General features: G+C 58.4%; 9 protein-coding genes. 3 read left to right on the top strand and 6 right to left on the bottom strand.

The window, feature by feature from the left end; translation table 11 throughout:
• Positions 1 to 142 precede the first annotated feature (142 nt).
• Both ACK3EW_RS09755 and ACK3EW_RS09750 read right to left on the bottom strand, forming a co-directional pair.
• Positions 143 to 3,910 carry an efflux RND transporter permease subunit gene (locus ACK3EW_RS09755; protein ID WP_493809412.1) on the bottom strand — a complete coding sequence of 1,256 codons (3,768 nt, stop codon included), beginning with the start codon at positions 3,908 to 3,910 and terminating at the stop codon, positions 143 to 145.
• Entirely contained in the window at positions 3,907 to 5,211 is a 1,305-nt protein-coding gene (locus tag ACK3EW_RS09750; RefSeq protein WP_493809411.1) for an efflux RND transporter periplasmic adaptor subunit, read from the bottom strand. The genes ACK3EW_RS09755 and ACK3EW_RS09750 overlap by 4 nt, the downstream gene beginning before the upstream one ends.
• A gap of 340 nt (positions 5,212 to 5,551) precedes the next feature.
• Here ACK3EW_RS09750 and ACK3EW_RS09745 point away from each other — a divergent pair, with 340 nt between their 5' ends.
• From ACK3EW_RS09745 to der, 3 genes are all read left to right on the top strand, one after another.
• Complete coding sequence (locus ACK3EW_RS09745) at positions 5,552 to 6,208, top strand: hypothetical protein (protein ID WP_085630967.1); 657 nt, start codon at positions 5,552 to 5,554, stop codon at positions 6,206 to 6,208.
• A 48-nt stretch (positions 6,209 to 6,256) separates the two neighbouring features.
• Complete coding sequence (locus tag ACK3EW_RS09740) at positions 6,257 to 7,585, top strand: outer membrane protein assembly factor BamB family protein (RefSeq protein WP_493809410.1); 1,329 nt, start codon at positions 6,257 to 6,259, stop codon at positions 7,583 to 7,585.
• Positions 7,586 to 7,652: 67 nt separating this feature from the next.
• Positions 7,653 to 9,104, top strand: coding sequence for a ribosome biogenesis GTPase Der (gene der / locus ACK3EW_RS09735; RefSeq protein WP_493809409.1), 1,452 nt, complete (start codon positions 7,653 to 7,655; stop codon positions 9,102 to 9,104).
• Positions 9,105 to 9,239: 135 nt separating this feature from the next.
• On the opposite strand, the gene ACK3EW_RS09730 is transcribed toward der, so the two are convergent.
• From ACK3EW_RS09730 to ACK3EW_RS09715, 4 genes are all read right to left on the bottom strand, one after another.
• The gene (locus ACK3EW_RS09730; protein ID WP_493809408.1) at positions 9,240 to 10,037 is read right to left on the bottom strand and encodes an alpha/beta fold hydrolase; all 798 of its coding nucleotides are present in this window, start codon (positions 10,035 to 10,037) and stop codon (positions 9,240 to 9,242) included.
• A gap of 196 nt (positions 10,038 to 10,233) precedes the next feature.
• The gene (locus tag ACK3EW_RS09725) at positions 10,234 to 12,003 is read right to left on the bottom strand and encodes a PQQ-dependent methanol/ethanol family dehydrogenase (RefSeq protein ID WP_493809407.1); all 1,770 of its coding nucleotides are present in this window, start codon (positions 12,001 to 12,003) and stop codon (positions 10,234 to 10,236) included.
• A gap of 576 nt (positions 12,004 to 12,579) precedes the next feature.
• Positions 12,580 to 13,755, bottom strand: a complete 1,176-nt coding sequence (locus tag ACK3EW_RS09720; RefSeq protein WP_493809406.1) for a hypothetical protein — start codon at positions 13,753 to 13,755, stop codon at positions 12,580 to 12,582.
• Positions 13,756 to 14,038: 283 nt separating this feature from the next.
• Entirely contained in the window at positions 14,039 to 14,449 is a 411-nt protein-coding gene (locus tag ACK3EW_RS09715) for a c-type cytochrome (protein WP_493809405.1), read from the bottom strand.
• Between the last annotated feature and the right edge of the window lie 66 nt (positions 14,450 to 14,515).

The raw sequence follows: 14,515 nt of genomic DNA, 5'->3' as shown, positions 1-14,515 counted from the left end.
TGAGTACCTCCTAAAGAACAGTGGTTCTGCCTAACACAAAAAAGCCATAATCACCAAACGGTGCCCCGTTTAGGTTCACAATCGGGAAACAATGTTCAACTCTTCTAAAGATAGTGTAGCACAACTCTTCAGTGTTGCCACATTATTCAGCGGCACGCACTGGTGGAGTCCCCTCATTCGCATGGGAACGCTGCAAAACACGCTTCAGATCTTCCAGCGCAGGTGCCCCTGTGGACCCATCTTCATAGTCTGAGTCGCTAAGTGATTCGCCGTCATCCCAAAGAATCGTCGGCGATTTCAGTTTGCGTGCGGCCCGTTGCAGCGCCCAATCGCGTCCCGCCCGGCTTGCGCTGCCGCCGCCCAGACGCGCCAGAAGACGGAAGAACCACAGCGCATAGGTGCTGAACCAGACGCGCGCCGCCAACATTGACGGGGTGAAGACCAGCGTCAGAACCGTGGCGATGCCCAATCCGAACACAACCGCAGTCGCAAGCTGTTTCCACCACAATGCGGTCGGGCTGTCGATCGAATAGCCACCCCCAAAGAAATCAAGACTGAGGCCAAACATCATCGGCGCAAGTCCTGCCATCGTGGTGATGGTGGTCAGCAGCACCGGACGGATACGATCCTCGGCGGTGCGCACAATCGCTTCGATCCGTGGCATGTAGCGGGAATATTCCTGATAGGTGTCGATCAGAACAATGTTGTTGTTCACCACGATCCCCGCCAAGGCGACAATTCCGGTGCCCGTCATGATGATGCTGAAGGTCTGGTCCATGACCAGCATCCCGATCAGAACCCCGGTGGTGGATAGCACGACCGCCAGCAGCACCAGAACCGCGTTGTAGAAGCTGTTGAACTGCGCCAGCAGGATGATGAACATCAGCCCAAGCGCCGCACCAAATGCGCTGCCAAGGAAGGCTTGGCTTTCGGCTTGTTCTTCCTGATCGCCGGTCCACTCCCAGTCGATGCCGGGCAGGGGGTTGGCTTCAAGCCATGTGGTCAACTCGGCAATGCGCTCGTTCGCATTGATCGGAACCACCCGCGCGCCGTCTTCGATGGCCGAGGTTGCTTCGGCTATTGTGACAGAAGGCGATTCAAACAGTGCGTAGCCTGTGCCGTTCGGCCCGACGATAGGTCCGCCTTCGGTCTCCTTGAGAGTGGCCAAGGTGGTTGCGCCGTCCGTTCCGTCTGTCACCAGCTTGAACAAGCCTGGCAGCACATCGGCCTTCACGTCGAAATAGCGCTTTTGATCGACACGGTTGATCTCGGACAGCTTGGCCACCGGCTGGCGGGTGATGAAATTCGACAGCGGCACAAGCCCGTCTGCTGTGCGCACACGCAACGTGTCCAGCGTGGATAGGAACCGATCTTCTTCGGGCAAACGCACCCGTATCTCGATCTCTTCGTCCGAGCTGTCCACGCGCATCGTGTCCAGCAGGATGCCCCGCGTTACCAATTGCACCATCGCGCCGACCACAGCCACGTTGGCACCATAGCGCCCGGCCTTTTCGACATCGACGTCGATCTGCCAGTCGATGCCGGGCAGGGGCATTGTGTCTTCGATCAGCGTAAGGCCTGCAGTCGTATCGAACTTATCGCGCGCCAGTGCGGTCGAGGCCAGCAGCGTGTCCCAGTCATCAGCCTTGAGTCGCAAATGCACCGGTTTGCCGCTGGCGGGGCCTCGGTTCTGCGAGAGGATTTCGATCTCGACACCGGGAATGACCTTCAACTGCTCGGTCAATTCGGCCAGCACGATATCACCGTCCAGATCAGGGCGGTCCGCGCGGTCTTCCCACGGGATGGTCTCTAGCTGGACTTGACCGATGGTGTCCTTGGGCACGGCAGCGCCGCTGGCATCAGTGTTCAACCCGCCTTCACCGGCAAAGGAAAAGGCGTTCTTTACGCCGGGATGCGCCAGCACGATATCCTCGGCCCGCATCACCAAGGCGTCTTTTTCCGCAAGGCTCAGGTTGCCGCGGGCGCGGACATAAACGATGGCCTGTTCGGGTTCGGATTCGACAAAGAACTCCACGCCATTGTTGTTCTCGCCGAAATAAGTGAACACGCTGAACACGAAGGCCAAAACACCGGCACCTGCCACGATGGGCATGATCGGGTTGCCCGCGATGAATTTGATGAAATAGCCGAAAACCGTGCGCTTGCGTCGCCCCTCGACCCGCTTGCGTTTCCATTTGATCGACGCCGCGTCCAACACGATCGAGGCCAGCACTGACCCCAGAAGAAACAGTATGATCCCCGGAACATGTGCGGCAATGCCATCGGCAATTGGGGGGAAAAGGAACGCGGGATCCAGTAGCAACAATGCGCCAATGAACAGCATCCCCAGCACCACAGGCACCATAGCGGCGCGCAGCAGCCATGAGGTATTTGCCCTTAGCCCCTGCGAGGCCCGGTCCAGCATCCGCGAGAACCGTCCGGTCACCCCGCCCATTACGGGCAGGTACACGAGCGCCACCACCAAAGAGGCGGACAGCACGAAAATCAGAGTGACTGGCAGCATACCCATGAATTCGCCGGGCACGCCCGGCCAGAACAACATTGGCAGGAAGGCACAAAGCGTCGTTGCCGTGGAACTGACCACCGGCCAGAACATCCGCTTGGCCGCTTCGACATAGGCGTGCATCGGGCCCGAGCCTTCGCTGATGCGCTTATCGGCATATTCAACGACCACGATAGCCCCGTCGACCAGCATCCCCACCGCTAGGATCAAGCCGAACATCACGATGTTCGAAATACTGACCTCCATGGTCGACAGGAATACAAAGCACAAAAGGAACGAGGTCGGGATTGCGAACCCCACCAGCAACGCCGCGCGCAAACCGAGCGCGGCCAGCACCACGATCATCACCAGCGCAATGGCCGTCAGAACCGAGCCTTCAAGCTGTTTGACCATGCTGTCCACAATCCGGGACTGGTCGTTCGATGTGCCCACGGTCACAGCCGCTTGCAATTCAGGTGGCCAGTTCGCCTCGGCGGCGGCCACTTCGGCCTTCACGGCATCGGCGGTGTCGATCAGGTTAAAGCCCTTGCGCTTGACCACTTGCAGCGCCAGCGTTTTTTCCCCGTTGAACCGCGCCGTGCCCATCCGGTCTTCAAAGGTCAGGTTGATCGTCGCCAGATCCCCCAAAGTGACCACGCGGTCGCCATTTACCTTGACGGGTAGGTCGTAGACATCACGCTGGTCGTCGAAACTCGATGGGATCTTGACTGCAAAGCTTCCCTGATCGCTGCGCAATTCGCCCGCTGCAATCAGCTGGTTGTTGTTCTGAACAACACTGATCAATTCGCTTGCGGTGACGTTGTAGCTTTCCAGTTTCAGCGGGTCGATCACCACTTCCAGCATTTCGTCCCGGTTGCCCGCAATCCCCGCCTCAAGCACGGAATCCAGCGATTCAAGCCGATCCTGCAAATCCTTCGCCACCCGCGCCATCGTCCGTTCGGGCACCGGGCCGGTCAGGTTGACGATGACGATGGGGAATTCGGAAAAGTTGATCTCGGTGATCGAATATTGTTCTGCGCCTGCGGGAAACTTGGACTGCGCCTTGTTCATGGCGTCCCGCACATCCGCCATGACCTGTGTCTTGTCCCAGCCGAACTCGAATTCCAGCGCGACACCGGCATAGCCTTCGGCGGCCGTGCCTGACAAAGACTTCAGCCCATCCAGATCGGCCAGTTCGGTCTCCATCGGTTTGACAAGCAGCGTTTCGCTGTCTGCCGCTGATATCCCCGGAAAAACGGTGGACACGAACAGCGCCGGGATCTCGATATCCGGTTCGCCCTCCTTGGGCAGGCCGACATACGAATAGGTGCCGATCGCCAGTGACAGCACAATGAACGCCAGCACCATGCGGGCGCGTTCGGCAGCCCAATCGACGATCCCGGTCATTGGATGACCTCTTCAAAGCTGGGGTCGACAGTCACGCCGTCAGTGACGAATTCCTGCCCCACGGTGATTACGTCCACCTGATCGGGCAGACCTGTCACGTAAATACCTTCGGGTGCATCTCGCAGCACCATGACGGGCACGAACTGCGCTGCGCTCTCGGCGTCAATGATCCGAACTCCCAGCGTGCCGTCGTCGCTCAGCGTCAACGAGGACGAGGCCAACACATGCGCCATCACACCTTGTGATTGGATCAGGATCTCGGCGGTTTGCCCGTCACGGATCGCCAGATCGGGGTTCGGCACTGTGAGCTCGACCCGAAAGGTGCGGGTTGTCGGATCGGCCGAGCGAGACAGGAATGTCACGCGCGCCTGCAGATCCGGGCCTTCGTTCAGACGGGCACCGGCCAAAGCGCCCACTTCGACGCGGCTGATTTCTGTTTCCGGCACAAAACCGACGACCTTCATTGGGTCAAGTTGGATCACCGTGGCACACAGCCCACCGGGTTGCAGAAGGCTGCCCAATTCCGCCGTATCTGTTTCAAGCACGCCGGCAAAAGGTGCTGTGATCTCGAGCCTGTCGATATCGGTCTGCGCGCGTGTCACCGCGGCTTGTGCCGTTTCGATGCTTGCGCTCAGACCGTCCAAACCGGCCTCGGCGGCCTTGAGGCCAGCTTCTGCCGTGGTGATCGCAGCCTGGGCGCTTTGCACCGAGGCTTCGGTATTGGCGACTCGGGTCTGGCTGGCAAACCCGTCTTGGCTCAACCTTTCGGCAGCAGTGGCGTTGATGCGCGCCTCTTCAAGCCGCGCCTTCGCCTCGGCTACGCGAGCCTTTGCTTCGGGAATACGCGCCTCGACTTCTGGCCGGCGTGATTGCGCTTCTGCCAAACGCGCCGTCGCCTCGGCCAATGCAGATTGCCGCGTGCCCGGATCGACCGAGCACAGCAATTGGCCTTCCTCAACAAACGCGCCTTTGCGCAAGGGCTGTGACACGATCTTGCCGCTGACTTCAGAGACGACGGACACCTGACGCGCGGCTTCGGTTTCGCCGCGCAGCCGGACTTGTGTGCCGACCTCCCGTGCCACGGATCGTTTCGCCATCACCCGGATCACTCCGTCTTCAACGGCGCCCGCCTGAGGCGCGACTTCCGGTGCAGGCGCACTGGCCACGGGCGCATCTGGCGCGGGTGTCTCAGAGCGTGGGCTGAGGTCGGACACCAAGGCGAAGAAGCGTTCGCGCTCGATCACGAGACCAAACAAAACAAGCGCCACCAGACATGCGGTGATCAGGGGAACTATGCGCATCAGACGAACCTTGTCCTGCCTGCCTATCGTTATACGGGCGCTGACGCCCCGGAAGTCTGAGCCGTATCCGAACTCGTCAGCTGACAAATTTAATACGGTAAACTAATCAGTTTAGATTAATCCTGCCGCCAAGTTTTTTCAAGCTGAACCGATTGGTTTAGTTTCCCTTGGGGCGGCTGGAGCATTTATGCCGCAGAATTGGGCGCGCTGCACGTCGTCCCGACCGATGGTGGGACGAAATGGGGCCAAAACCCCGACTTGGCACCTGCGTCTCATCACGATAAGAGAGGCCAAATCCACGCGCGTCCGACAAGAGGCGCACGTCAAAGGGGGCTTCCGGGTGAGCGACACAGACAGCTTTATCGAAGAGGTGACCGAAGAGGTCCGCCGTGACCGGCTTTTCGGCTTGATGCGCCGCTACGGCTGGATTGCGGTGCTGACCGTTCTGTTGCTGGTCGGCGGAACCGCCTACCGCGAATACACGCGCGCAGCCCAAACCGCAAAGGCACAATCCTTTGGCGATGCCATTTTCGCGGCATTGGAAAACGACGAAGCTGCAGACCGGGTCAACGCACTCGACCAGATTGACGCCCCCACTGCAGAAGGCGCGGCCATGCTCGATATGCTGATCGCCGCCGAAGAAGCACTTGATGGCAATGGCAGCGCTGCGGCTGACCGCCTCAGTGCCGCGGCGACCGACGGCGATCTGCCCGAAATCTACCGCCAGATCGCAAGCTTCAAGGCATTGACCCGCCCCGAAAGCCCGCTTGGAGCCGACGAACGCCGCGTCGCATTCGAAGCCATGGCGGCCCCGGGTGCGCCCCTGCGCCTTCTTGCCGAAGAGCAATTGGCCCTGATCGAGATCGAAGCGGGCGATACCGAGGCCGCTTTGACGCGGCTCAATAGCATTCTGGCGGATTCGGAACTGACAGCAGGCTTGCGCCGACGGGCTTCTCAGTTGATTGTGGCGCTAGGGGGCGAGATCGAGGCGTCCTGATCGGAGGGCCGGAGCGGTCCGACACGACAAAAAGACGAGGGCAGGGCAGTGCAAGTTAAATTCCTTTTGGCCAGCGTGATCGCAACCGGAGTCTTGGCCGGGTGTACGGATCGCGAAATCATCCTGCCGGGTGAACGTCTAGGCGTCCGCGAAGTTCTGCAGGATCCTGCGAACGCCGATGCAGCAGCGCTCGAGAACATCACACTTGCGGCAAATCTGCCGGCTGCCACGAACAACGCGGCTTGGCCCCAAAGCCATGTCAGCCCGTCCGTGCGCACCACGCACGCGGCGTTGTCCAACACTCTGACCCCGGTCTGGTCCACCTCCATCGGACAGGGCGACAAACGTCGTGCCCGGATCATCACCGATCCAGTTGTCGCAGATGGCCGTGTGTACACGATTGACAGTGAGGGCAGGGTGTCTGCCACTTCAACCAGTGGTGAAGCGCTCTGGTCCTACAACCTTGCGCCCTTGCGCGACGACGCATCTCAGGCTTTGGCGGGTGGGCTTGCCTACGATAATGGCCGTCTCTATGTCACCTCCGGTTTCGGCACGCTCACCGCGCTTGATGCGGCAAGCGGGCAAGAGATTTGGACTCAGCGCTTGCAAGCGACGGCCACCGGGGCACCGACGGTATTCGGCGGTCTGGTCTACGTGACCGCAGGCGACAGCACGGCATGGGCGATCGAAGTCGAGGACGGTCGCGTGCGTTGGCAATCGGACGGTCTGGGCGATGTCGGCAACGTCGCAGGCGCCGCACCGCCCGCCGTCAACAACACCCATGTGGTCTTTGCCTTTGGCAGCGGTGCTGTGCAGGGCGCGTTCCGCCAAGGTGGTCTGCGTCTCTGGAGCGCCGATATCGTTGGCGCACGCAAGGGCTTTGCCATTTCGCTGGTCGACGACATCACCGGCTATCCCGTCATCGACGGTGCCACCGTTTATGCCGGGAACCATTCCGGCAATGTGGTCGCATTGAACGTGAACTCTGGTGAACGGCTGTGGACAGCGCAACACGGCGCGATGGACCCGGTCTGGCCTGCTGGCAATTCCGTCTACTTCGTGTCGGACCTGAACGAATTGATCAGGCTCGATGCAACCGATGGTCGGCAGATCTGGGCGGTTGATCTTCCCGGCTACGAACCGGTGCGCCGTCCGCAGCGTCGACGCGATGCTGCATTTGCAAATCACGGTCCCGTCCTCGCGGGTGGACGTCTGATCGTGGCGTCGTCAGACGGGTTCCTGCGGTCCTTCGATCCGGCCTCGGGTGATCTTGTCAGCCAGACCGAGATTCGCGGAGGTGCCACAACCCGCCCTGTTGTTGCGAATGGCACGCTTTATGTCGTGTCGACGAACGGTGTTCTGCACGCCTATCGCTGACCCCTTCCACAGGCGCGGGAAATAGGCTAGGCGGGCGGCTTGATCTGAACCGGAGTCCTGTGCGCCCATGTCTTTCACCCTCGCCATCGTCGGTCGACCCAATGTCGGCAAATCGACTCTGTTCAACCGGTTGGTCGGCAAGCGGCTGGCACTGGTAGACGACCAGCCCGGCGTCACACGCGACCTGCGCGAAGGGGCGGCACGGTTGGGTGATCTCCGCTTTATCGTCATCGACACCGCTGGTCTGGAAGAGGCGACAGACGAAAGCCTGCCGGGCCGGATGCGCAAACTCACCGAACGCGCGGTGGACATGGCCGACATCTGCCTGTTCCTGATTGACGCCCGTGTGGGCGTGACCCCCGCCGACGAAGTTCTGGCAGAAATCCTGCGCAAACGCGCGGCCCACGTGATCCTTGGAGCCAACAAAGCCGAAGGCAATGCCGCAGAAGCCGGCGTTCTCGAGGCGTACGCGCTGGGTCTGGGTGAACCGCTCCGCATCTCTGCCGAACACGGCGAAGGCATGCCGGATCTCTATACGATGTTGCAACCGTTGGCCGATGAATTCGACAAACGCGCTGAAGCGGATGCGCCCGAAACCGAAGTAGATGTCGACGATGAAGACCCGGATGCGCCCCGCGCCATCACCAAGGCCAAGCCGCTCCAGATCGCCGTCGTAGGTCGCCCCAACGCAGGCAAATCCACGCTGATCAACAAGATCCTTGGCGAAGACCGTCTGCTCACCGGCCCCGAGGCGGGAATCACCCGCGATGCCATCTCCGTTCAGACCGAATGGGATGGCACGCATATGCGAATCTTCGACACCGCAGGCATGCGCAAAAAGGCCAAGGTGCAGGAAAAGCTGGAAAAACTGTCCGTGTCAGATGGTCTGCGCGCGGTCAAATTCGCCGAGGTTGTCGTCGTCCTGCTGGATGCCGCGATCCCGTTTGAATCGCAGGATCTGCGCATCGCCGATCTGGCCGAACGCGAAGGCCGCGCCGTGGTTATCGCCGTGAACAAATGGGACACGGAAGACGACAAGCAGGACAAGCTCAAGATGCTGAAAGAGGAGTTCGAACGCCTCCTCCCGCAGCTGCGCGGCGCGCCGCTGGTCACCGTCTCTGCCAAGACCGGACGCGGCCTTGACCGCCTGCAAGCGGCCATCGTCAAGGCCCACACCGTCTGGAACCGCCGCGTGACAACCGCCCAGTTGAACCGCTGGCTGGCCGCAATGCTGGAACAGCACCCGCCGCCCGCACCACAGGGCAAGCGGATCAAGCTGCGCTACATGACCCAGGCCAAGACCCGCCCGCCGGGCTTCATCGTGATGTGCTCGCACCCCGACAAGATGCCCGAAAGCTACAAGCGCTATCTGGTGAACGGCCTGCGCGAGGACTTCGACATGCCGGGCACACCGATCCGCCTGACGCTGCGCGGGCAGGGCGACAAGAACCCCTATAAAGGCCGCCGCGAAAAGAACGCAGGCGCGTTGAAAAAGCACTTGGGGAAAGGGCGAGGGTAAGAAGCGGAAGGTCGGCTGTGCGGTACAGAGCTACCGCGTGGAGGAGCCGATCAAATGACTGCTTTGCCTAATCGCGCAGCTTCCACGATGTGGCGCGAGCACCGTCGCCTTGGGTTTTCTCAGACGCTGTGACGTTTAGCTCGCCAGCGCGTTCTCTATGATGGGGTTGATTAGGTCAGGCTTTGTCATTGCCGCCATGTGTCCGCCGCGTTCAATTTTTTCAAACCGCCACTGAGCAGCGCTCTGCTTCATCAACGAAACGATTTCATCGATTGTGCGAACCGTGTCCGCCGCAGAAACGACTGTCGTCTTGTCCGGCAGTTCGGCTTGCCAAATAGACAACGGAGTTTCTTCGTTCATCACGCAACCCCATTCATGGAAATTAGGCTCCAATGCTGAGGTGAATTTCACGCGTCGCTCTTCTGGCATGGCGTTCCAGCTTCCCGCGCCGGTCCAATAATTCGCAAATACCTCAGCGGCTATGGGCCAAGTGTCGTCGGTTCCACATTGTTTGATTGTGTTCCGCAGACTTAATGCTTCCTGAAAAGCTTCATCGCGCCCATTTTGTTGCAAGAGATAAAACGGGTTGGGTTCAATCAATACCAGACGATCAACATGGATCTTGAACATAGCGGCAGCTTTCATCGCGACGCTTCCGCCAAAGGAATGACCCACTATCGAAAACTTGCTTCCGTCATCTGGAACAAAGGGTGCCAACAGTCTGGCTTGGTCTTCCAGTGTCTGTGTTTTTCGTTCTGACCACGGCTTGGTAGCGCCGTATCCAAACAGGTTGATTGCAATAAAGTGAAACCTATCGGCAAGAGCGTTCATTAATCCTCCCCATTGCCGCGCACCGGCAACGCTGGAATGAATAAGGATCACCTTTGGCCCAGTGCCAGCTTCAATAAAGTCCGTTTCCCCAAGTCCAGTCACATCACCCCCCAAGTTGCGTGATCAGGACTATAGTTTATCGGTTGAACATCTCTGGCGCAATTGAAGCCGAAAATGGACGTCGGTGCACCTCGCAGCATTCGGTAAACAGGGCTAACTCTCGCCATTCGCCGCGCAACCCCCAACGAAAAACGGCGCACCCGAAGGCGCGCCGCTCTTTTTTACCGATTGGTAAAAGTCAGTTCGCCGCTGCCAGCTCTTTCGGCAGGCGGAACGTCCAGAGCGTGCCGCCTTGGTTCAGGTAGTTGACCTTCTTGGCCACCTCACCCCCCCAGAGCGGAACCGCACCACCCCAACCCGAGATGATCGAGACATACTGCTCGCCATTTTGGTCCCAAGTGATCGGCTGACCCACGATGCCCGAGCCGGTCTGGAAGGACCACAGCTCTTCACCGGTTTCGTCATCCAGTGCCATGAACTTGCCTTCGGGCGTTCCAAAGAACACAAGACCACCGGCTGTGGTCATCACGCCGGACCAAAGCGGCGCGTCGTTTTTGTATTCCCACTTCCATTCGCCAGTGTCCGGATCGATGGCTTTCAAAGAACCGATATGGTCTTCGTAGTTCGGCTTGATGGTAAAGCCGGACCCCAGATAGGCAGCACCTTTCTTGTAGGTGATCGGCTCGTTCCAGATGTCCATGCCCCACTCGTTGGACGGCACATAGAAGTTGCCAGTGCGCTGCGAGAACGCCATCGGCATCCAGTTCTTGCCACCAAGGAAGCCCGGGGACGAGAACACGACGTCGCCTTTCTTGCCATCAGCCGAGGCGGAAGGATCGCCGGGACGGTTGTCCTCGATAAACACAGGGCGTCCATCATCACCGATGTCGCTGGCCCACGAGATGTCCTTAACAAACGGGTAGGCATCGACAAAGGCACCGTCTTCGCGGTTCAGAACATAGAAGAACCCGTTCCGGTCAGCAGTGGCATACCGCATGTTGCCGTCGCGGTCGGTATAGGCGACCACTTCGTTTACACCGTCATAATCCCAACCTTCGCGCGGCGTGGTCTGGTAGTGCCACTTGATCTCACCTGTCGCCGGGTCGATGCCCAGACGGCTGGCGGCATAAAGGTTGTCACCAGTGTTGCCCTCGGTTGGCTCGCCCGCATTGCGCAGGTGGCTGTTCCAAGGGGCCGGGTTGCCGGTGCCGAACACCAGCGTGTCGGTGTCGGCATCATAGGATCCGCCAAGCCATGTGGCACCGCCACCGGTCTTCCACATATCGCCCGGCCATGTCGCGTTGAGCGTGCCGGTCATGGTGCTTTCTTCGCCATTGAGCATGCCCATATGGCCTTCGATCACCGGACGCTCCCAGACAAGATCGCCGTTTTCGACGTTGCGCGCCTGAACCGTGCCGACGATGCCGAATTCACCGCCCGAATTGCCGGTGATCACCAGATCACCCACCACAAGCGGAGCCGCCGTGTAGGAATAACCCGCCTTGTAATCATTGATCTGGTCGCGCCAGACCACGTCACCGGTCTTGGCGTCGAGCGCCACAATCCGCGCATCCAGCGTGCCAAAAATCACCTTGTCGCCCGCCAAAGCGGCACCCCGGTTGATCACGTCACAGCAGGGCAGGATACCTTCGGGCAGACGTGCGTCGTACTGCCAAAGCTCTTCGCCGGTGTTCACATCCACCGCATAAAGCCGCGAATACGACCCGGTGATGTACATGACGCCATCATAAACCAGCGGCTGCGTCTCCTGTCCGCGCTGCTTTTCGCCACCAAGGCTGAACGCCCAAGCGGGAACAAGGTTCTTCACGTTGTCCTTGTTCAGCGTCTCCAGCGGCGAGTAGCGCTGCAAATGCCGCCCCATCCCGTTGGTGACGACCTGATTGGTCATCGTCTGGTCATTGGCCAGCATGTCTTCTGTCACACCCTGCGCAAACGCACCGGTCGCGGCGAGTATGCTGGCTGTAACGGCGGCAACAAATCTGTTCATTCGTATTCCTCCCATGAACTTCAGTTGCGGGTATCCAGATGCACAGGGGGCGCATGTGGACGGCTGACAGGCAGTATAGGGATAACGATTGCGTGTTGTACGCGACTTGTGTCGTAAGACCATTGGGAGGTTGACAGGACTTTGGTCGTATTACGACGGGCTCGATTCGAGGGGATTGCGCGAGCGTTGGTCAGGGCCTTACAATCTGAAAGGCGAAGTGTTCGAGTATCTGTCAGAACCTCTCGAGTTTTGCTCCGGGATATTGGCAGGTGTAAGGCGTTGTATTTGCTACGCGCTGGCGAGGCTGAAATATGCAAGTTTCTTTGACATTTACAATGCAGTGGCGCTGATGCGAGGTTTGCTGCGAAATAGGTAGCTTGGTCGACCGCTTCGGGCTCTAGTGTTGTCTGAGCATGTGCTCTACAAACGTAAAGCTGTTCCGTGCAGGGTCGGAAGGCGAAGGTGCAGCGCGAAGAAAGATCAGACACATAACTGCAACAAGCCTAGAGTAAAGCAGTTCGCGTCATCTCCGCAAAAAATGTGGTCTTCAACGCACCACTTCACCAGCTTTATTGCTCAGTCAGTCCTCAACAAAGTGATCAAACCAACGAGACGGTACTTGTTTTGTTTCACCTTGCGATTATGCGAAGCGTTTGGCGCGGCTATCCCCCAAAGGTGCCCCATCTGAAAATCGTATGGTTTTGGAACCCATTTCTTTCTTTTGGCCGTCTTATTGGCCTCCTGTATTGCCGTGATCTCAGCATCACGGGTCTCCGCTTTGTTTTTAAATGCCAACTCACGGGCATTTAAGTTTTTTGAAAACCCCATAACATAGCCACCGGATGGATCAATCGCTTCGTAAGCCTTCAGACCACTTTGTACTTTGTTCGTTATCAGGACCCAATGATCTCCGCGAGAAGAACCTGAGTAGTCTACATGCGCCGCTACAGCGTGCCCAGCGTTCAGAATACCGTCGATAAATCCGCTAACCGGTAAAGGAAGTGGGTCTTTGTAATGGGAACCGTAGCGCTTTGCCTGCATCCCAAGCAGCATGGGCACCCGGGTCGTAATCAATCCACCTAATTCGCTATAGCCCTGATTATTCAGAGCGATCTTGTTCACATCAGACGGCGATAAGTTCTTTGGCAACAGTCCTTTGGGCCAACAGGACTGAGGTTTTCCCAGTTTTGTCGCTGCCATGGTGATTACTGTGAGGCAACACCCTTTTTCGTCTAAATGTGCCCAAGCGTCATACTGGTTAACTCTATCGTCACTGTTTGAGTCCCATCGATGACCCAAGAGTTCACGGAAATCACCCTGACTATAGATGGAAAAACCGTTGTGAATTCCACGCGCGCGCCCTGTGGGTGCAGGCAATGAATTGGGCGCAATGTGTCCGGAAGACAGCGTACCCAAGAGTGATTTCCAAGTTTGCCCATTTGGGTCGACTCGGGCATCGGCCCAGCTTGCGTTCCGTCCCATTCCAACAATCCGAAACTGGCGGATCGCTTCGTTCAGGTTCGACAAGTCATACTGCCCCCCTCCGCCAGGAGCGAATTCGGGGGTATCCGGCTTCAACTCGCCAATAACATCCAGAAGGCCCTGTGCGGCACACGCATTTCTGTAGGCATCTTTGTAAACAAGATTAAGATTTATCAAATCAGTAACTTGCGACACATCCCCATGCCGATTCATTCCGCCGAAGCCGACTGAACCGGCGAGACCAGTGATTTCCAAAGGCTGCGGGTACATAATGCAAATCCTCAAAACAACTTCAAAATTAAATACTTACTATAAATATGGCGCTCTTCATCCGCGACATGCTTCGTTTTCCGACCGAGATCGTATCACTTATCAAGCACACGCAAAAGCCTCAGTTCCATAGCGCAGTTTGCCGATCAAATAAAGCAAGAGTAGCACACATCGCCCGATACGGGAAAAAGGTGCGCGAACTCACGCACGCTACCTTTATCCTGCCCTCAGTAATGGTTCACATCGCCATGCGCCGCGTAAGCGGCTTCCTGGCGCATCAACCTCACTTCGAAATCGCCGAATTGTCCTGCGTGGTGATCGACACGAGGTAGGACAAGATGAAATCCTGCACCGTCCGGTCCTCAATGCCGACATGGCGCATCTTGGTGCCCGGCATGAAGCCGTCATTGTCCTCCATCCACGCGCGCAGCGCAGCCGGGGTCCAGACGATACCCGAGGCCTCTAACGCAATTGAATAATCGTAATTCTCATACGTCCCGGCACCACGTCCGACGATGTTCTCCAAAGGTGGGCCGTAAGAGGCGTCGGTCGGCTCGACCGCGTGGCACCTACGGCACTCTGCTTCGAACAACGTCTTGCCAGCGTCGATCTTGACCTGCTCGAACGTGATCTCGCTGGCAGTGACGGGCAGGGCGCAGAGACAGGCTGCGGCGGCAAAGGCAAAACGTGTCATGGGTGGTCTCCTTCAAATTGATGCCCCAACGTAAGAACGCCTGAAATCCGCCAATATGATCCACAT

This window comes from Marivita sp. NO-S04, assembly GCF_059070475.1.
Note: the sequence above shows the minus strand (reverse complement) of the source record. Positions and strands in the feature narration are given on the sequence as shown.

Coding starts and splice junctions, on each gene's coding strand:
- ACK3EW_RS09755 (WP_493809412.1), bottom strand. CDS start 3,910: ATGACCGGGATCGTCGATTGGGCTGCCGAACGCGCCCGCATGGTGCTG.
- ACK3EW_RS09750 (WP_493809411.1), bottom strand. CDS start 5,211: ATGCGCATAGTTCCCCTGATCACCGCATGTCTGGTGGCGCTTGTTTTG.
- der (WP_493809409.1), top strand. CDS start 7,653: ATGTCTTTCACCCTCGCCATCGTCGGTCGACCCAATGTCGGCAAATCG.
- ACK3EW_RS09725 (WP_493809407.1), bottom strand. CDS start 12,003: ATGAACAGATTTGTTGCCGCCGTTACAGCCAGCATACTCGCCGCGACC.
- ACK3EW_RS09720 (WP_493809406.1), bottom strand. CDS start 13,755: ATGTACCCGCAGCCTTTGGAAATCACTGGTCTCGCCGGTTCAGTCGGC.
- ACK3EW_RS09715 (WP_493809405.1), bottom strand. CDS start 14,449: ATGACACGTTTTGCCTTTGCCGCCGCAGCCTGTCTCTGCGCCCTGCCC.